The organism is Streptomyces sp. V4I2, assembly GCF_030817655.1.
GTDB classification, from domain to species: Bacteria; Actinomycetota; Actinomycetes; order Streptomycetales; family Streptomycetaceae; genus Streptomyces; species Streptomyces plumbiresistens.
In genome coordinates, this window is sequence record NZ_JAUSZM010000003.1 from 5,654,391 (window position 1) to 5,672,656 (window position 18,266).

Below are 18,266 nucleotides of genomic sequence, written 5' to 3' on the forward strand. Positions count from 1 at the left end.
AGTGGCCCGGAACCGACGTCGGTTCCGGGCCACTCTCATATGCAGGGCTCTTACCCAGCTCTTACCCATGCTGCTGACAGACGCCGTCTCTGACTTCCCTGCACATGACGGGAAACCAGACGGCGAAGGGCCGAAGCACAAGCGGGATCTGACGCGTCGCAAGGTGGTCGTGGCCGGAGCGGGTGCGGCCGCGGCGGTGGGTGTCGGCGGCGCCGTCGCCGCGGGCGCCTTCGCGGGTGAGAAGAGCGGGAAGGCAGCCATCGCCTCCGCGAGCAGCACCGCCACCGGCGCGGAGGTCTGCTAGCAGCTCACAAGGAGGGCATCCCGCTCACCCTCACCCTCAAGGTGATCGACTCCGAGACCTGCAAGCCGATCGCGAACGCGGCCGTCGACATCTGGCACTGCGATGCGCTCGGCATCTACTCCGGCTATGAGAGTTCGTCGGCCGGCGGTGGCGGCACCGGCGGGGTCCATCAGGAGCCCACCGACGGCGTCGCGCCGGACGAGACGAACGACTGCATCTGATCCCCGCCTCCCCGATCCCACCGGGGCAATGGGCTGCCCAGTTGCTCGTGTTCGCGTTCGCGTACATGAACATCTGCTCAACCCATTGACCCGGAAGATCAGCCTCCGTAACGTCCCCCAGTGCCCGCGTACGTGATTGAAGTTCACGTATGTGCACACGAGGGAGACAACGATGTCAGAAGTCGTGTCAGAAGTCGTGACACCCGACGCCGAACGCCGAGCGGTCGGCAAGTTCCTGCGGCGCATGCTGCCGATCCTGGTTCTGATGCTGCTGGTCAACCAGATGGACCGGACCAACGTCGGCTTCGTCCAGGACGAGTTGCGGGCCGATGTGGGGGTGAGTGCCACCGCGTACGGTCTCGGCGCGGGCCTGTTCTTCATCGGGTACGCGCTGTTCGAGGTGCCGAGCAACATGCTCATGGAGCGGTTCGGCGCCCGGGTCTGGCTGACCCGGATCATGATCACCTGGGGTCTGGTGATCGTGGCGATGTGCTTCATCCACAACGTCGCGATGTTCTACGCCCTCCGCTTCCTCCTCGGCGTCGCGGAGGCCGGCTTCTTCCCCGGCGTGCTCCTCTACTTCACCCAGTGGCTGCCCGACTCCAGCCGGGGCCGGGCGAGCGCGATCTTCCTCGGCGGTTCGGCGACGGCGTACATCGTGACGGGTCCCATCACCGGGGCGCTGCTCGAGCTGCACGGGGCGGGCGGATTCGCCGGCTGGCGTTGGATGTTCGCGCTGGAGGGCGCCTTCTCGATCCTCGTCGGGTTCATCGCCGGGTTCTTCCTCGTCTCCCGTATCGATGACGCCCGCTGGCTCACGCGGGAGGAGAAGGCGGCGCTGACCGCGGCGGTCGACCGCGACAAGGAGGCCCGCAGCCGCGCCCCGAAGGTCTCGCGGCTCAAGCTCCTGTTCCACCCTCAGGTCGCCCTGCTGACCGGCGTCTTCTTCGCGATGGCACTCACCGGGTACGCGATCACCTTCTGGCTGCCGAGCCTGGTCGACGACATCGGCGGGCTGTCGCCCTTCCAGGTCGGGCTGCTCACGGCCGTACCGTGGATCTGCGCCGTGATCGCGATGTACACGGTCAGCCACTTCACCGACAAGGCTCCCGACCGCCGCCCCTACCTGGCGATCGCCCTGGTCCTGTCGGCCGTGGGCACCTTCCTCGCCACCCTGGGCTCCCCCTGGTTCGGGCTCGCCGCCCTCACGCTCGCCGCGGTCGGCGGGAAGTGCGCGGCCACCTTGTACTGGCCGATGGCCCAGTCCGGACTCGACCTGAAGATCGCCGCACCGGGTCTGGCCGTGGTCAACTCCATCGGAAACCTGGGCGGTTTCGTCTCCCCCACCCTCTTCGGCTACCTCAAGGACACGACCGGCAGCACGAACGGAGGCCTGTACACACTCTCCGCCGCGTCGCTCCTCGCGGTGCTGGGAGTGATCTACGTCAGGAACACCCGCGGGACGCCCGACGCCCTGGCGCGGACCCCGCAGGATCCGCAGGAGGCGAGCGCACAGCGCCCTGTCGTCTCCTGAGACGCGCGAAGGCGCCCGGGGTGAACGCACTCCGGGCGCCTGTAGCACAACCAACCGTTCAGGAAAGCGACTTGTAGCCGCTCCAACCGGTCGCGATCTTCACCCGTGCCCCGAACGACCCCTTGCCGTCACCGCTGTTGCGCCAGACGTTGCCGCTGGTGTCGCGGGAGACGAGGTCGGCCCTGCCGTCGTCGGTGAGGTCGCCGATGCCGACGATGACGTTGTACGAGCCGCCCCAGTTCGCGAACAGCTTGGTGCGGGCGGAGAAGGTGCCGTTGCCCTTGCCGTAGTAGCGGTAGAGGGTGTTGGCCTTGTCCTGGGCGAGGAGGTCGCCGATGCCGTCGCCGTTGAGGTCGCCGACGCCCACGATCTTCTTGTACGTCTTCCAGTTGTCGTAGAGCTTCACGCGGGCGGACAGCTTGCCGGTGCTGGTGCCCTTGTAGAGGTAGACGGCCCCGGTCGAGCTGTTGCGGGCGATCAGGTCCGGGCGGCCGTCGCTGCTGATGTCGCCGGGGGAGGTGAGGACGTCGTACTGGGTCCAGCCGCCGGTCGACAGCGTCGTGTACGACGTCGACGGCTTGACCGCGGCGCCGCAGCCCGGCTTGTACAGGCGGAGCGCTCCGCTGCTGTATCGCACCAGGACGTCGTTGCAGCGGTCCCCGCTCAGGTCACCGAAGGGGATCGCCTTCACCGAGGTCGGCCAACCCGTGCCGGTGTACTTGTCGCCGAACTTGCCCGTTCCGGTGCCGCTGTGGAAGGTCAGGCCGCCGGAGGAGCTGAGGGTGAGCAGGTCGCCCCTGCCGTCCGGGCCGTCGGGGCTGGTGAAGTCGCGGGGTACCGGCGCGCCCCGCAGCAGGTAGCCCGCGCCGGACTTCACCGTTACTGCGGCGGAGGTGCTCAGGCCGGTGGCCTTGAGCGTCCAGGTGAACTCGCCGTTGGGGAAGTAACCCCCGCTCGCCGTCCTGCCGCTCCAGTTCGCCGACACCCACGCCGGGGATGCGCCGCCGGTGAGGGTACGGGTGGCCTTGCCGGTCGCGCCGCTCTGGACCGAGGTGAAGGTGAGGGACCAGGAGCTGACCGGCCGGGACAGGAGCCACTGGCCGGTCCAGGCGGTGGAAGCGCCCGGTTCCAAGTAGCTCCCGGCCTCCGACTCGAAGGCCGTCGGCGCGGACGGCGTGACGCGGGTCGTGGCGACGTGCGTCTGCTCGAACGAGTCGAACCAGGCGACCAGGCCCGTGTACTCGTCCACCGTCCAGCGATACCGGCGGTCCACCGCGAGTCCGCTGTCCGGCAGGCCGGAGGCGATCACGCGGGTGGTGCCGGTGGCCGCGTCGGTGAGGACCAGCCGGTCGGCGTCGTGGTCGTGACGGACGGTGAAGCCGTCGCCGAGCAGCACGTCACCGGGCTGTACGGCGACCGAGGTACCGGCCTTGGTGTCGTAGACGCCGGCCGAGGCCGTTCCGCAGGACCAGTACACCCAGCGGCCCGCGGCCTGGAGCTCGCTCGGCGTACAGGCGAGCGAGGGGACCGTCACCGTGCCGAGGGTCTTGTCCTCGGTGAGGCTGTAGGAGGTGAGCTTGCCGGTGCCGGCGGCGCTCCAGAGCGTGGAGCCGTTCAGGGCGGCGGCGCGCACCGAGCGCTTCAGCTTCTGCGCGTAGCCGAACTCGCCGACGTACTGCGCCGGGGCGGAGCCGCCCGAGTTGTAGACGGCGTAGTCGTCGGAGACGTCGACGATCGAGCCGCCCGTGGTGCCGAAGAACGACAGGGGGTTATAGCCGATGGAGACCAGCCGGTCCGCGTTCTCCAGGCCGCTGCCGCCCTCGTCGCCGTCGTAGAACGTGTCGAGGTAGACGTCCTCGGGATCGGTGCCGTCGAAGTTGCCCCACATCGCCGAGCAGGTGGTGTTCGGGTACGGGCACGTCGGGCTGACCGAACTGCTCTCCGTGGCGGCGGACGCGGTCAGCACGGTGCTGCCGTTGGTGGTGAGCCTGCGGACGGACGTGGTGTCCGAGGTGCTGCTCGTGGTGTCCTCCGCGACGCGCAGGCTGCCGCGGCTGAGCGCGAGCCCGGTCTTCTTGTTCTCGTACGGAGGGACCTTGGTCAGCTTCGCCACCTGCGGGGTGCCGTCGGCGCCGAGGCTCACGCGCTGCACCCACCAGTCGGTCGTGGTGGTGCCGCCGGTGACGAGGGCGCCGCCGTCCGGGGTGGCCAGCGGGGTGCCGTACGACCCGGGCAGCAGGGTCTTGGTGGTGCCGTCGGTCAGGGAGACGGCCTTGACGCCGGGGGCGCCGGTCAGGACCAGCCAGTCACCGACGAGGACGGGAACGGGGGAGACGGTGGTCTCCTCCCCGGCCACCGGGACCGTCTCCTCACCGGCGAGGTCGGTGCGCGGCTTGAGGTGCAGACCGGCGGCCTGCGTGTACCAGCCGACGCGGTCGTCGGTCAGCACGACCTCCGGCACCGTCTCCTTGGACAGACCGGTGAAGACCGGGGTGAGCCGCGCGGTGGCGAAGTCGAGGTAGCCGACGGTGTACGACGTGAGGGCGCCGTTCTCGTCGCGGGCGGGGTGGGTCAGCAGGGCGCCGTTCTCGTCGCCGGTGCGCGCGAAGTTCCACTCCCAGAACGCGTCGGCCGGGTAGCCGGTGACCACGCGGTCGCGCTGCTTGCCGTCGACGAGGTCGACGAGGTGCAGCACGTGTCCGTCCAGTTCGGTGCCGTCGACGACGCCGTTGTACTCGACGGTGACGGTGGTCTCGCCGTACGTGCCCACGCGGTCGGCCGACTGGCTCAGGTCCAGGGTCCGCAGGGCACCGCCGTCCGGGCTCCACAGCGACACGGGGTCGCCGCCGTCGGTCCTGTTCGGCAGCGCCACCGTGTCGGCGGCCTGCCCGAACACGCCCGAGGCACAGCGCTTCTGCTCGTCGTAGCAGCTGGTGGTGGTCGGCGAGTAGACCCCGGACGGTCCCTCGACGGTGACGGTGCTGCCGTCCTCGTAGTCCGTCCAGAACAGGCCGGCGGCCCCCGCCTGGCGGTGCAGGAAGCCGGTCTCGCCTGCCGCCAGCAGCCGCTCGGCGCGCCGCAGCTCCAAGCGCGGATCGTCCAGGACGATCTCGGTGGTTCCGGCCGCCGCGGCCGTGGTGGCGGCCTGTGCGGCGCCGCCGCCGTCCTCCGTGGCGGAGAACAGAGCGATGGATCCGGCCGCCACGGCGACCGCGAGCGCGGAGACGAGAGCGGCACGACCGCCCCGTCTCGGGGCGTGTCTGCCCACGTGAAGTTCCCTCCCCCAACGAGGGTCCCCGCCCTCGCACAAGTGGCCGGATGTTATCAGGGGCAGAGCGCCGGACGGGACGGTGTCCGCGCAGGTGAGGAGGGTCGGGCCGAGACGGACCAGGACGCGCGACCTGACCCGGGCCGGACCGAGCGACCTCCGTCCACCGTCAGTTCGGCTTCAGTACCCGGTCAAGACTTCTCAAAGTCGCTTAAGGGATCTCAAAGGGGCCTCACAGGAAGGTCCCCGACTGTCGTCACATGACCTCAACGGCCGTGCACCAGCTGGTACTGGTTGCCTGCGACCTCGTCGCCATCTGCGTCCTCACCTTCGGCGTGTTCTTCCCGCGCCACCACCGCCGGGACCTGGTCACGGCCTTCCTCGGCGTGAACGTCGGCGTGCTCGCCGTGGCGATGACCCTGAGCTCCACGTCGGTCGGGATCGGGCTGGGGATGGGCCTCTTCGGGGTGCTGTCGATCATCCGGCTGCGGTCGTACGAGATCGCCCAGCACGAGATCGCGTACTACTTCTCCGCCCTGGCCATCGGCCTGCTGAACGGGCTGCCGCACAGCGTGAGCGTCCTGACCGCGAGCCTGACCCTGCTGATGGTCGCCGCCCTGTACGTCGGCGATCACCCCCGCCTCTACCCCCGCCACCGCCGGCGCAGCCTGCGCCTGGACTCCGCCCACACCGACGAGGACGCCCTGCGCGCACACCTCGGAGTACTGCTGGGCGGGCGGGTGGTGAACCTGTCGGTCAAGAACATCGACCTCGTCAACGACACCACACTCGTCGAAGTGCGGTACGTGGTTCCCGCGGGGCGGACGGCGGAGGACGTCGCCGTGCCCACCGAGCAGGAGATACGGGCGTGACCGCGCTCGACTCCCTCGGGACGGCCGTCGACACCCTCCGGCCCATCGCGCTCGACGAACTCCTCGCCCGCGCCGAGCTGTTGACCCGGCTGGACCGCAAGTACGTGCTGCCGGTCGTCGACCTCCCCTTCGTGTTCGGCGGCCTGGACGAGGACGTACGGGTCCTGGAGCTGGGCGGCGAGCGGCAGTTCCGGTACCGGTCCGTCTACTACGACACCCCGGAGCTCGACGGCTACCTGGGCGCCGCCCGGAGCCGCCGCCGGCGCTTCAAGCTCCGCATCCGCACCTACCTCGACTCCGACGAGCACTTCGTGGAGGTCAAGACGCGGGGCCCGCGCGGTACGACGGTCAAGGACCGCATCCCGTACGCGGGTGACGCGCTGCGGCTCAGCCCCGACGCCCGCGCGTTCGCCGACGCCGTGCTCGCCGGGGCCGGGATCGACTCCGCCCGCTTCCGCTTCGTGCCGACACTGACGACGACGTACCGGCGTACCACCCTCTTCCTCCCGGCCACCGGCAGCAGGCTGACCGTCGACACCGGCCTGACCTGGTCGCTTCCCGACGGCACCGCCACCCTGCGCACCCCGGACCGGGCGATCGTCGAGACCAAGGCGGGCCGCGCCGGGTCCGACGCCGACCGGCTGCTGTGGTCGCTGAAGCACCGCCCATGCCCGGTGTCGAAGTACGGCACCGGCCTGGCCGCTCTGCGCCCCGACCTTCCTTCCCACCGCTGGCTGCCCGTACTGCGGCGCCACTTTCCCACCGCACTCGACGGGAGTCCGGCATGAGCAGAAGATCATTTCGTACGAGGGCCGCGGGGGCGTTCGCCTCCGCGGTGCTCGGTGCGGCGGCACTGGCCGGATGTTCGGCTTCGGTGGACTCCGAGTCCACCACCGGCTCGGCGACGGAGAGTTCGGGTACGACGTCCGCCGCCGTGGCCGGAGCCCAGGGCGCCGCCGCCGTCCTCGCCGCCAACGAGGAGGCGCATGCGGCTGCCGGTGAGGTGGACGCCTCCGATTCCGTGGAGATCACGCTCGACGGCGACTCGGCCGCCGTGGAGGGCGCGGACGGCTCGGGGGCGAAGGCCGACGGGAGCACGGTCACGATCAGCTCGGGTGGGACGTACCGGATCAGCGGGAAGCTCACCGACGGGCAGATCCTCGTCAACGCCCCTGACCAGACGGTCACGTTGATCCTCGACGGCGTCGACATCTCCAGCTCCTCCGGGGCGGCGATCGCGGCGACCGAGGCCGAGGAGCTCGTGGTCGTGCCGGCCGACGGCAGCCAGAACAGCCTCTCCGACGCCGACTCCTACGCCGAGTCCACCGAGAAGGACGGCGCCGACGCGGCTCTCTTCAGCGCCGGCAACCTCACGATCAGGGGCGGCGGTTCGCTCACCGTGCGCGGCAACGGCAACGACGGCATCGCGAGCAAGGACGGCCTGGTCATCGCGTCCGGCACGGTCACCGTCGAGGCCGCCGACGACGGCATCCGCGGCAAGGACTACGTCGTCGTGCACGGCGGCACGGTCACCGTGGCGGAGGCCGGGGGCGACGGGCTCAAGGCCGACAACACCGAGGACGCGGACGCCGGTTACATCGCCGTCGACGGCGGCACGGTCAAGGTCACCTCCGCGGGCGACGGCGTCGACGCGGCCACCGACCTCGTCGTCACCGGCGGCACCCTGGGCGTGCACAGCGAGGCCACCGACGACACCTCGGCCCACGGCCTGAAGTCGGGGGTCATCACCGTCCTGGAGGACGGCACGATCGCCGTCGACTCCTCCGCCGACGGCGTGCACAGCGACGCCGCCGTGCATCTGAGCGGGGCCGCGGTCACGATCGCCGCCGGGGACGACGGCGTACACGCGGAGGGCGACCTGGTCGTCGACGGCGGCACGGTGAAGGTCACGCGGTCGAACGAGGGGCTGGAGGGCAAGGACATCGCGATCGGCGGTGGCTCCACGGACATCACCTCCTCCGACGACGGGGTGAACGCGTCCGGCGGTACGACGACCGAGGAAGGCGGCGGCGGTCGTGGAGGCGGTGGACAGGCAGCGGGGGACTACACGCTCAAGGTCTCCGGCGGCACCCTCGTCATCAACTCCGACGGCGACGGCTTCGACTCCAACGGCACCGCCGAGATCACCGGCGGCACCCTCGTCGTCAACGGCCCCGAACAGGGCGGCAACGGCGCCCTCGACGTCAACGGCAGCTTCACCGTCAGCGGCGGTGTGCTGCTCGCCGCGGGCAGCGCGGGCATGGCCGTCGCACCCGGCAGCGAGTCCGGGCAGGGCTGGGTGTCGGCGACGCTCGACTCGACGGTCGACGCGGGGACGACGCTGCAGGTCGTGGACGCCGACGGGAAGGTCGTGGCGACGTACGTCACGGCCAAGGCGATCCAGAACGTCGTCTTCTCGTCCTCCGCGGTCAAGAGCGGGGAGGAGTACCGGATATACGCCGGCGGATCGGCGTCGGAGGCGAACACGGGAGGCCTGGCGAAGTCCGGCGAGCTCGGCTCGGCGGAGGAGATCGCGACGGTGACGGCGGGGGAGGCGCCGGAGGGCGGGTTCGGGGGCGGGCGGATGTAAGGGATACAGGGAGGCGCCGGCGGCAGGTCAGCGGCTGCCGTCGGCCTGACGTCTCATCAATTTCCTTTTCCACGGCAACCCTTGTGACCTCGGTGACCACTGAGGAGTCGGAAGCACCGTTCACCGGAGCTTCACGGACAACACGTGCGGCACACAACACGTGCGACATACGACCACATAAGGACTCCTCCGTGGCAGCCACCTCCCACCGCCGGTCCCTCCGCTCGCGGCGCACCCTCGTCGTCTCCGTCGCCGTCCTGGCGGCCGGGGCCGGCGCCGGTGTCTTCGTGATGAACGCGAACGCCAATGCCGTCGACCTGTACCACCAGACGCTCGCCGCCAAGAACGGCTGGGCGTCCTCCGGCACCGGCACGACCGGTGGCGCGAAGGCCGACTCCGCGCACACCTTCACGGTCAGCACCCGCGCCCAGCTGGTGAAGGCGCTCGGCTCCGCCACCGACACCACCCCCCGCATCATCAAGATCAAGGGCACGATCGACGCCAACACCAACGACGCGGGCAAGAAGCTGACCTGCGCGGACTACGCGTCGGGCACGGGCTACTCGCTGGCCTCGTACCTGAAGGCGTACGACCCCGCCTCCTACGGCAAGAAGGCGCCGTCGGGCACGCAGGAGAAGGCCCGCGCCGCGGCCCAGACCAAGCAGAAGAAGAACATCGTCTTCAGGGTGCCCGCCAACACCAGCATCGTGGGCGTCCCGGGCACGGCGGCCGGGATCAAGGGCGGCAGCCTCCTGGTCCAGAACGTGAACAACGTCATCATCCGCAACCTCACCTTCTCCGCCACCGAGGACTGCTTCCCGCAGTGGGACCCGACGGACGGCTCGGCGGGCGAGTGGAACTCCAACTACGACTCCGTCACCCTGCGCGGGGCGACCCACGTGTGGGCCGACCACAACACCTTCACCGACGCCCCGTTCTTCGACAGCGCGGAGAAGACGTACTTCGGCCGCAAGTACCAGATCCACGACGGCGCCCTCGACATCACCAACGGCTCAGACCTGGTGACGGTCGAGCGCAACCAGTTCACCAACCACGACAAGACGATGCTGATCGGCAGCAGTGACACCGACAGCGTCGGCAAGCTGCGGGTCTCCATCCACCACAACGTCTGGAAGGGCATCGTCCAGCGCGCCCCGCTGGCCCGCATCGGCCAGATCCACATCTACAACAACGTCTACGACACGACGTCGCTGAACGGCTACACCGCCAAGTACAGCATCGACTCCCGCGCCAAGGCCCAGGTCGTCGCCGAGCACAACTACTTCAAGCTGCCGTCCGGCGCGAAGGTCGCGAAGCTCCTCAGCGGCGACGGCACGGGTTCGGTCGCGGGCAGCGGCAACCTGGTCAACGGGACGGCGACGGATGTCGTGGCCGCGTACAACGCCGCGGGCTCGAAGAAGCTGAAGACGACGGTGAACTGGAAGCCGGTGCTTACGGCGGGGCTGGAGACGTCGGCGAAGAACCTGGTGACGGGGCTGGTGACGACTGCGGGGGCGGGAGCGCTGAAGTAGGGCACTGGTTGAGGGCGGCGGGGCTGGGAAGCGTTCGGCTTCCTGGCCCCTTTCCCTACCGGGACTGACAGGCCGCCCACGCCATGCCGAGAGCCCTCCAGCCAGGTTAGGTAGATTCAATCTACGTAGATCGGTTCTACCTAAGCCGCGGTGTTGAGTTCGCACCAGACGTACTTGCCCCGGCTGCCGTTCCTCGCCAGCGGCTGCCAGCCCCAGAGGTCGGAGCAGGCGCGGATCAGGGCGAGGCCGCGGCCGTTCTCCGCGTCGGTGAGGTCCGCCAGGTCGTGGGGTGGGGGCGGGGGTTCGGGGTCTGCGTCCCACGCGCCGATTCGCAGTACGCCGGCCGACCATCGGACGCGGAGGGTTGCGGGGCCCTTCGTGTGGAGTACGGCGTTGGCGATCAGCTCGGTCGCGAGGAGTTCGGCGGTGTCTGCGAGGCGGATCAGGCCGTGCAGGGTGAGGATCAGGCGGAGGGTGCGGCGGCAGACGGTCACGGCGCGAGGGTCGTTGGGGATGGAGAGGGAGTACTCCCAGGGTTCGGCGGTGGCGTGAGGTTGGGTTTCGGGCATGGGTGAACTCCAGGTGGCGGTGGGGGGTTGCTGGTCCGCTGCGGGGTGGGCGGTGGCTCCGTCGCTCCCGTCATGGCATGGCGGGGCGGTGCGCTTCCGGTGGTCCAGAATTCCGCAGTGTGTGCGTCGCGTCACTGACGGTAGAGAATAAAGTTAGTACGCCGCAACCTTTTGTCGTAGCATGGTCACTCGAAGTGATGGGATCGGGAGGCGTAGGTGCCACGGAAACAGCCGACGGCTCGACAGCAGCGGCTGGGGCGGGAGTTGCGCAGACTGCGCGAGGCGGCGGGGATGACGGCACGCCAGGCTGCCGCGCTGCTGGGCACGATCTCGGTGACGATGAGCCAGATCGAGTCCGGTATCGCGGGCGTCAGTGAGGCGCGGGTTCAGCGGATGGCGGCGCAGTACGCCTGTGCGGACGCCGAGTTGATCGACGCGCTGGTGGAGATGGCGACGGACCGTACCGAGGGGTGGTGGGAGGAGTACCGGGATGTGCTTCCACCGCCCTTCCTCGACCTGGCGGAGCTGGAACACCACGCGAACTTCGTTCAGGAGATCGGCACCACGCATGTCACCGGGCCCTTGCAGACCGAGGACTACGCCCGCTCCGTGTTCGCGTACTGGCGGCCGGAGCTCCCGGCGAGCGAGCTGGATGCGCGGGTCTCCCACCGTATGAACCGCAAGGCGGTCCTAGCCATGGGCGGCGAGTGCCCGTACACGGCCGTGTTGCACGAGTCGGTGCTGCGGACCAGGGTCGCTGACCGACGGGTTGCCCTTGCCCAACTGGACGAAGTCATTGGGCAGTCGGAGCGGCCCGGCGTCACCGTGCGGGTGATTCCCTTCGCCGCCAACGGTTTCGGCGGGGCGAGTGCGGCGTTGCTGTACGCGGGCGGGCGGGTGCCCGCGCTGGACACCGTGCAGAAGGACACACCGTCCGGCTCGGCCTTCGTGGATGCGCCTGCACAGCTCCTGTCGATGCGCACACTCTTCCGTAAAGTGGAGTCGGCATCGCTTGAGCCCGCCAGGTCGCGGGACTTCATTCATCGCCTCGCGAAGGAGCTGTAGACGTGATCCCGTGGCAGAAGTCGTCCTTTTCCAGCGGCTCGGACGGGGCTTCCTGTGTCGAACTCGCGGACACCGACAACGCGTTGCTCCTCCGCGAGAGCGATGACCCCGAGCGCATACTCCAGGTGACCCGGGGCGGCCTCGCCGCCCTCCTTCAACAGCTGCGGGTCAGGTGACGTACCGGCCGTCCCACGGTTCGCCGAATTCGAGGCGGTCCGGGTAGAGCTCAGCCCAGGTTTCGCCGTCCTCCTTGCGGATCACCAGGCCGAAGCGGACGCCGTCGACGGTGAGCTGGAAAGGGCGTATGGCGATGTCCGTGTAGGCGCGGCGCGGCAGGCTGCGCAGGAGTTTCGCCAGGTGGATGCGGGCGCGGCCGAGGACGGAGTCGTTGCCGTCGGGGGCGCGCTGCTGGTCCGCCCAGCTGCCGGCGCACCAGATCTCCGAGTCGCGGTAGTGGCCGTCGGCGTCGAAGGTGTGGAGCGCGACGTAGAGACGTTTGTGTTCTTCCCAGCCCTCGTCGGGACGGAAGCCTTCGGGGAAGGCGTACGAGATCGACGCAAGGAACTGACCGTCCGCGAACCGGCCGATGGACTCGGTGTGACGCCTGGGCATGTAGGCGATCGGAATGACCTCGGGTACTGCCATTGCCATGGCGGAAACCATACGGGTGGACGTGGACATGCAGGTAGGGGGTACGGGTAGGCCGAGGGCCCGGGAAGCAGCCTTTCCGCTTACCGGGCCCCGTGACGCGCGCGTGCGTTACGCCGTCGGCTTCTCCTCCAGGCGGGGGAAGAGGACCGCGCCCTTGGTGACCGTCGTGCCGACCGGGAGCCTGCCCCAGTCGCCCGCCTCCTGGACCCGCTGGTCCGCGAGGGCGCCGAGAGACGTCTCCGCGCCGAGCGAGTCCCAGAGCTTCTGGGAGGTGTCCGGCATGATCGGGTTCAGGAGGACCGCCACCGCGCGGAGGGACTCCGCGGCCGTGTAGAGGATCGTGGCGAGGCGGGCCTTGCCCTCGTCACTCGTGTCCTTCGCGACCTTCCACGGCTCCTGCTCCGTGATGTAGCCGTTGACCTGCTTGACGAAGTCGAAGACGGCGAGGATCCCGCCCTGGAAGTCCAGCTCGTCGCCGATCTTCCGGTCGGCTTCCGCGACCGCCTTCGCCAGGCCGTCCTGGACCGCCTTCTCCGCCTCGCCGGACGCCGTCGCCTCCGGCAGGGCGCCGCCGAAGTACTTGCCGACCATCGCCGCGAGGCGGGACGCCAGGTTGCCGTAGTCGTTCGCCAGCTCGCTGGTGTAGCGGGCCGAGAAGTCCTCCCACGAGAAGGAGCCGTCCTGGCCGAAGGCGATCGCGCGCAGGAAGTACCAGCGGTACGCGTCCACGCCGAAGTGCGAGGTCAGGTCCTGCGGCTTGATGCCCGTCAGGTTGGACTTGCTCATCTTCTCGCCGCCGACCATCAGCCAGCCGTTCGCCGCGATCTTGCCCGGCAGCGGGAGGCCCTGGGCCATCAGCATCGCGGGCCAGATGATCGCGTGGAAGCGGAGGATGTCCTTGCCCACGAGGTGGACGTCGGCGGGGAAGGTGCTCTCGAACTTCGCCGGGTTCTCGTTGTAGCCGACCGCCGTCGCGTAGTTCAGGAGCGCGTCGATCCACACGTAGATGACGTGCTTGTCGTCCCACGGGACCGGGACGCCCCAGTCGAAGGTGGAGCGGGAGATGGAGAGGTCCTGAAGGCCCTGGCGGACGAAGTTCACGACCTCGTTGCGGGCCGACTCGGGCTGGATGAAGCCGGGGTTCGCCTCGTAGTGGGCGAGGAGCTTCTCGCCGTACTCGCTGAGCTTGAAGAAGTAGTTCTCCTCCTTGAGGATCTCCACCGGCTTCTTGTGGATGGCACACAGCTTCGTGCCGTCCTCGGCCTCGATGAGGTCGCCGGGGAGCTTGTACTCCTCGCAGCCCACGCAGTACGGGCCCTCGTAGCCGCCCTTGTAGATCTCGCCCTTGTCGTGGAGATCCTGGACGAACTCCTGGACGCGGTCCGTGTGACGCTTCTCCGTCGTACGGATGAAGTCGTCGTTCGCGATCTCCAGGTGCTCCCAGAGGGGCTTCCATGCCTCGTTGACGAGCTTGTCGGCCCACTCCTGGGGGCTGACGCCGTTCGCCTCCGCGGTGCGCATGATCTTCTGACCGTGCTCGTCCGTGCCGGTGAGGTACCACACCTTCTCGCCGCGCTGACGGTGCCAGCGCGTGAGCACGTCCCCTGCGACGGTCGTGTAGGCGTGGCCCAGGTGAGGAGCGTCGTTGACGTAGTAAATGGGGGTCGAGACGTAGTACGCCTTCGCCCCCTGCTTCTCGGATCCAGTGGCCGCCATGCCCGAAATCCTACTTGGCGCGCGAAGATCGACTCACATGCGTTTCGGGGGGTGGAACCGGGTCGGCTGTCCACCCCCCGAAGGGGCGGGGCTACGGGCGCCAGGTGGCCAGTACGCCTTCGTAGAGCTCGGTGTCCGTGAGCTCTCGGGGGGTCGGGCCCGCGAGGAAGCAGGACGTGTTGTCGGTCTTCAGCTTGCGGAGGTAGTCGAAGGCCTTGTTGTCGGGCTCACCGAACGCGACGAAGGAGAAGAACACGGTGGGGTGGTTCTTCGCGGCGTCCGTGAGGGACTGGGTGGCGGGGGTCTTCGCGTCCGGGGCGCCGTCGGTCTGGAAGACGACGAGGGCGGGGGTGCCGGGGGCTGCTTGCTTGTCGTGGTGGGTTACGACTGCCTCGACCGCGGCGTGGTAGCTGGTACGGCCCATGCGGCCGAGGCCGGCGTGCAGCTCGTCGATCTTGTTGTCGTGGTCGGTGAGGGTCAGCTCGCCGGTGCCGTCCACTTCCGTGGAGAAGAAGACGACGTGGACCTTGGACTCCGGGTCCATGTGCGCCGCGAGGGCGAGGGTCTGCTCGCCGAGGGCCTGGGCGGAGCCGTCCTTGTAGTACGGGCGCATGCTCGCGGAGCGGTCGAGGACGAGGTAGACCTTGGCGCGGGTGCCGGTGAGGTTCTTGGCCTTGAGGGTGGTTTCGGCTGCGGTGTATGCCGTGCGGAGGGTGGCTGGTACGGCCTCGGCTTCGCCTTCGGCCTTGGTGTTCCCACCCGCACCACCCGTACCACTTTCGTCGTCGACTGCGGGTGGCCCCTGTGGGGCGTCCTCGCCGTCGGCGGCGAGCGGTTCGGGGGTGGTCTCCGAGACCGGCTCGGGCTGAGGAGTCGCCTCGACCTCAGGGGCCACCTCTGCGACCGGCTCAGGCTCCGGCTCGACGACCGGCTCGGGCTCCGGCGTCACCTCGACGGTCGGCTCCTGCTCGGGGGCGACCTCCGCCACCGGCTCCGGGGCAGGCGTCGCCTCGGCAACCGGCTCGGGGGCGACCTCGATGACCGGCTCGGGCTCCTGCTCCGGCTCGGGGGTGGCCTCCGCGATCGGCTCCGCTGCCGGTTCGACGACGGGCTCGGGGGCGACCTCCGCCACCGGCTCCGGCTCGACGACCGGCTCGGGGGCAGGGGCGGGGGCGGGAGCCACCTCCGCGATCGGTTCCGGCTCCGGAGTCGGCTCCTTCGCCGCCGCCGGGTCTTCCGGCGCAGCCGGCTCCGCCGGCTTCGGTGCCTCCACCTTGTCGAATGCCGCCGCCACCAGGTCGTGCTCGTCCTTCGTGGAGAGCGTGGACTGGGGGGTGGACGGCGTGGCGGTGCGGGGTTCCGGGACCGTCGCCGTGGGGGCCGTCGGCTCTGTGGCCGTCGGCTTCGGGGACGGGGTCGGCTCCGTTGACGGGGCCGGGACCTTCGGTGCGGCCTCCTGGGAGGCAACCTCGGTTTCCTGCGAAGGGGACGTGGTGTGCCCCTTGCGTGACCGGCCGAACGCGTTCCGCAGGAGAGTGAGAATGCCCATGTGCGCAACCCTTCGCATGAGTTGATGCCCGTAAATCCCTGGCCAGGACGGACACGTAAGGTTAGCGGCCCCAGGTGGTGATCTTTGGCAGGGGCGGGTCACGATACGCACGCGACGTCAAGGGTCACATCCAGCCTTCACCTGCTCGCCGGGCCATCGACGCCAACTGGCCTACGGCCACATCAGATTCACCCTGCGTTCACCAGTGCGCCCAGCTCCCGAACGAACGTGCCCATAACGTCCGTCACGCCGGAGTCAAGGGGAAACAAGGGGAGAGCAAAAGTGCGCATGCAGTTGCCGTTGATCAGGACCTCGTCGGAGTCGCATCCCGGTGGGCGGTCCGCCCTCACCTGTCGTTTCCGGTGTGGTGACGCCTGTTTCCACGAGGCGCCCAACACCTCCGCCAACGAGTACGTCGGTGACGTCATCGCCGGTGCGCTCAGTCGCCGCTCGGTCATGCGGGCCGCGGCCGTCGTCACCGTGGCCGGTGCCGCGGGGGCCGGGCTCGCCGCCCCCGCCGTCGCGGCCGAAAACGGCGCCGCCGGTGCCGCGGGTGCCACCACGTACAAGCCCGGCACCTCCAAGGGCGCCCGCGGCCTCCGGTTCACCGCCGTCGCGCCCAACACCGCCGACGCCGTGACCGTCCCGGACGGCTACAAGCAGAACGTCGTCATCCGCTGGGGCGAGCCCATCCTGCGCGGTGCCCCGGCCTTCGACCCGGAGAAGCAGACCGCCGCCGCCCAGGCCGGTCAGTTCGGGTACAACAACGACTTCCTCGCGCTCCTGCCCCTTCCGGGCGAGCGGAACAAGCAGCTTCTCGTCGCCAACCACGAGTACACCGACGAAGTGCTCATGTTCCGTGGTTACGACGCCGCCAACCCGACCCGCGAGCAGGTCGAGATCGCGTGGGCGGCCCACGGGCTGTCCGCCGTCGTCGTGGAGGGGGACCGCAGGACCGGCAAGCTCACCGCCGTCTCCCGGCACCCGCTCAACCGGCGCGTCACCGCCACCACCGAGTTCCGCGTCACCGGGCCCGCCGCCGGGTCCGACCTGCTGAAGACCTCCGCCGACCCGACCGGCACCAAGGTCCTGGGCACCCTCAACAACTGCGCGGGCGGCGTCACCCCCTGGGGCACCACGCTCCACGGCGAGGAGAACTTCAACCAGTACTTCGCCAACGCGAGCCGCGCCACCGACAAGCGGTACGGCATCGGGACCGCGGCCTCCGAACGCAAGTGGGAGCGGTTCGACAAGCGGTTCGACGTGGCCCAGGAGCCGAACGAGGTGCACCGCTTCGGGTACGTCGTCGAGCTCGACCCGTACGACCCCTCCTCCACGCCCCGCAAGCACACCGCTCTCGGCCGCTTCAAGCACGAGGGTGCGACCGTCCGCCTCACCCACGACGGCCGTCCGGTCATCTACACCGGTGACGACGAGCGCTTCGACTACTTCTACAAGTTCGTCGGCAGCAAGCGGATGAAGCACGGGACCTCCCGCGCGGTGCGCGAGCACAACCTGAGCCTGCTGGACGAGGGCACGCTCTACGTCGCCAAGCTCACCGGCGACTCCCCCGCCATCGAGATCGACGGCACCGGCAAGCTGCCGAGCGACGGCGAGTTCGACGGCAGCGGCGAGTGGATCCCGCTGGCCACCGCGACCGCCAAGGGTGCCGTCTCGCACGTCGAGGGCATGACCGCCGACGAGGTCTTCGTCTTCACCCGGCTCGCCGGTGACAAGGTCGGCGCGACCAAGATGGACCGGCCCGAGGACATCGAGCCGAACCCGCACTCCGGCAAGGTGTACGTCGCCCTCACCAACAACACCAACCGCGGCATCGGCACGAACGCCAAGGCCGACGAGGCCAACCCGCGAGGCGCCAACAAGCACGGGCACGTCCTCGAGCTCACCGAGCGCTGGAACCTGGCCGACAGCACCAGGTTCGCCTGGTCGCTGTTCCTGGTCGCGGGCGACCCGAACGACCCGGCGACCTACTTCGCCGGGTTCCCGAAGGACAAGGTCAGCCCGATCTCCTGCCCGGACAACGTGGCCTTCGACCCGTACGGCAACCTGTGGATCTCCACCGACGGCGCCCAGCTCGGCTACCACGACGGTCTCTTCGGCGTGGCCACGAAGGGCGACCGGCGCGGTGAGCTCAAGCAGTTCCTGACCATGCCGATCGGTGCCGAGACCTGCGGCCCGATCGTCCAGGACCGACGGGTTCTCGTCGCCGTGCAGCACCCGGGCGAGATCAGCGGCGCGTCCGTGGAGAAGCCGGCCAGCGCGTGGCCCGACGGCCCCGGCACGTACGTCCGCCCGTCGGTGGTGGCCGTATGGCGTGCCGACGGCGAGGACATCGGCGTCTGAGCCCAGAAGTCATCTCCGCCGGATCATCTCC

13 protein-coding genes and 1 pseudogene are annotated in these 18,266 nt (G+C 69.4%); 9 read left to right on the forward strand and 5 right to left on the reverse strand.

Going from position 1 to position 18,266, the window contains the following annotated elements; translation table 11 throughout:
- Window positions 1-67: 67 nt before the first annotated feature.
- Window positions 68-489 (forward strand): annotated as a pseudogene (locus QFZ76_RS26775) (dioxygenase); the annotation flags it as partial.
- Between the two features lie 208 nt (window positions 490-697).
- Window positions 698-2,059 (forward strand): MFS transporter, encoded by a 1,362-nt coding sequence (locus QFZ76_RS26780; RefSeq protein WP_307676110.1) that lies wholly within the window; start codon window positions 698-700, stop codon window positions 2,057-2,059.
- 58 nt (window positions 2,060-2,117) lie between these two features.
- Here the strand turns inward: QFZ76_RS26780 and QFZ76_RS26785 are convergent, their stop codons facing one another.
- Window positions 2,118-5,327 (reverse strand): VCBS repeat-containing protein, encoded by a 3,210-nt coding sequence (locus QFZ76_RS26785; protein WP_307676111.1) that lies wholly within the window; start codon window positions 5,325-5,327, stop codon window positions 2,118-2,120.
- A 260-nt stretch (window positions 5,328-5,587) separates the two neighbouring features.
- Between QFZ76_RS26785 and QFZ76_RS26790 the strand changes: the two genes are divergently transcribed.
- The 4 genes from QFZ76_RS26790 (at window position 5,588) to QFZ76_RS26805 (ending at window position 10,321) form a co-directional block, all read left to right on the forward strand.
- A complete protein-coding gene (locus QFZ76_RS26790; RefSeq protein ID WP_307676112.1) occupies window positions 5,588-6,199 on the forward strand; it encodes a DUF4956 domain-containing protein in 612 nt (203 codons plus the stop codon).
- On the forward strand, window positions 6,196-6,987 hold the full coding sequence (locus tag QFZ76_RS26795; protein WP_307676113.1) for a VTC domain-containing protein: 792 nt from the start codon (window positions 6,196-6,198) through the stop codon (window positions 6,985-6,987). The genes QFZ76_RS26790 and QFZ76_RS26795 overlap by 4 nt, the downstream gene beginning before the upstream one ends.
- Entirely contained in the window at window positions 6,984-8,789 is a 1,806-nt protein-coding gene (locus QFZ76_RS26800) for a carbohydrate-binding domain-containing protein (RefSeq protein ID WP_307676114.1), read from the forward strand. The genes QFZ76_RS26795 and QFZ76_RS26800 overlap by 4 nt, the downstream gene beginning before the upstream one ends.
- A 191-nt stretch (window positions 8,790-8,980) precedes the next feature.
- Window positions 8,981-10,321: a polysaccharide lyase family 1 protein gene (locus QFZ76_RS26805; protein WP_307676115.1), complete on the forward strand. Its 1,341-nt coding sequence runs from the start codon at window positions 8,981-8,983 to the stop codon at window positions 10,319-10,321.
- A gap of 140 nt (window positions 10,322-10,461) precedes the next feature.
- Here the strand turns inward: QFZ76_RS26805 and QFZ76_RS26810 are convergent, their stop codons facing one another.
- Window positions 10,462-10,890 carry an ATP-binding protein gene (locus tag QFZ76_RS26810; RefSeq protein ID WP_307676116.1) on the reverse strand — a complete coding sequence of 143 codons (429 nt, stop codon included), beginning with the start codon at window positions 10,888-10,890 and terminating at the stop codon, window positions 10,462-10,464.
- A gap of 216 nt (window positions 10,891-11,106) precedes the next feature.
- On the opposite strand from QFZ76_RS26810, the gene QFZ76_RS26815 reads away from it, so the two are divergent.
- The gene (locus tag QFZ76_RS26815) at window positions 11,107-11,955 is read left to right on the forward strand and encodes a helix-turn-helix transcriptional regulator (protein WP_307676117.1); all 849 of its coding nucleotides are present in this window, start codon (window positions 11,107-11,109) and stop codon (window positions 11,953-11,955) included.
- Between the two features lie 2 nt (window positions 11,956-11,957).
- Window positions 11,958-12,131, forward strand: coding sequence for a DUF397 domain-containing protein (locus tag QFZ76_RS26820; RefSeq protein WP_307676118.1), 174 nt, complete (start codon window positions 11,958-11,960; stop codon window positions 12,129-12,131).
- Here the strand turns inward: QFZ76_RS26820 and QFZ76_RS26825 are convergent.
- The 3 genes from QFZ76_RS26825 to QFZ76_RS26835 form a co-directional block, all read right to left on the reverse strand.
- A complete protein-coding gene (locus QFZ76_RS26825; protein WP_307680134.1) occupies window positions 12,124-12,600 on the reverse strand; it encodes a hypothetical protein in 477 nt (158 codons plus the stop codon). The two genes, QFZ76_RS26820 and QFZ76_RS26825, sit on opposite strands and share 8 nt — an antisense overlap.
- A 114-nt stretch (window positions 12,601-12,714) precedes the next feature.
- Window positions 12,715-14,322: a methionine--tRNA ligase gene (gene metG, locus QFZ76_RS26830; protein WP_307676119.1), complete on the reverse strand. Its 1,608-nt coding sequence runs from the start codon at window positions 14,320-14,322 to the stop codon at window positions 12,715-12,717.
- A 91-nt stretch (window positions 14,323-14,413) separates the two neighbouring features.
- Window positions 14,414-15,871, reverse strand: a complete 1,458-nt coding sequence (locus tag QFZ76_RS26835; RefSeq protein WP_307676120.1) for a VWA domain-containing protein — start codon at window positions 15,869-15,871, stop codon at window positions 14,414-14,416.
- A 282-nt stretch (window positions 15,872-16,153) separates the two neighbouring features.
- Between QFZ76_RS26835 and QFZ76_RS26840 the strand changes: the two genes are divergently transcribed.
- Window positions 16,154-18,235 (forward strand): PhoX family phosphatase, encoded by a 2,082-nt coding sequence (locus QFZ76_RS26840; RefSeq protein WP_307676121.1) that lies wholly within the window; start codon window positions 16,154-16,156, stop codon window positions 18,233-18,235.
- Window positions 18,236-18,266 lie beyond the last annotated feature (31 nt).

What these genes read in the sequence shown, in the direction of transcription:
- QFZ76_RS26810 (WP_307676116.1), bottom strand. Translation starts at nt 10,890, where the DNA reads ATGCCCGAAACCCAACCTCACGCCACCGCCGAACCCTGGGAGTACTCC.
- metG (WP_307676119.1), bottom strand. Translation starts at nt 14,322, where the DNA reads ATGGCGGCCACTGGATCCGAGAAGCAGGGGGCGAAGGCGTACTACGTC.
- QFZ76_RS26780 (WP_307676110.1), top strand. Translation starts at nt 698, where the DNA reads ATGTCAGAAGTCGTGTCAGAAGTCGTGACACCCGACGCCGAACGCCGA.
- QFZ76_RS26825 (WP_307680134.1), bottom strand. Translation starts at nt 12,600, where the DNA reads ATGGCAGTACCCGAGGTCATTCCGATCGCCTACATGCCCAGGCGTCAC.
- QFZ76_RS26790 (WP_307676112.1), top strand. Translation starts at nt 5,588, where the DNA reads ATGACCTCAACGGCCGTGCACCAGCTGGTACTGGTTGCCTGCGACCTC.
- QFZ76_RS26800 (WP_307676114.1), top strand. Translation starts at nt 6,984, where the DNA reads ATGAGCAGAAGATCATTTCGTACGAGGGCCGCGGGGGCGTTCGCCTCC.
- QFZ76_RS26835 (WP_307676120.1), bottom strand. Translation starts at nt 15,871, where the DNA reads ATGGGCATTCTCACTCTCCTGCGGAACGCGTTCGGCCGGTCACGCAAG.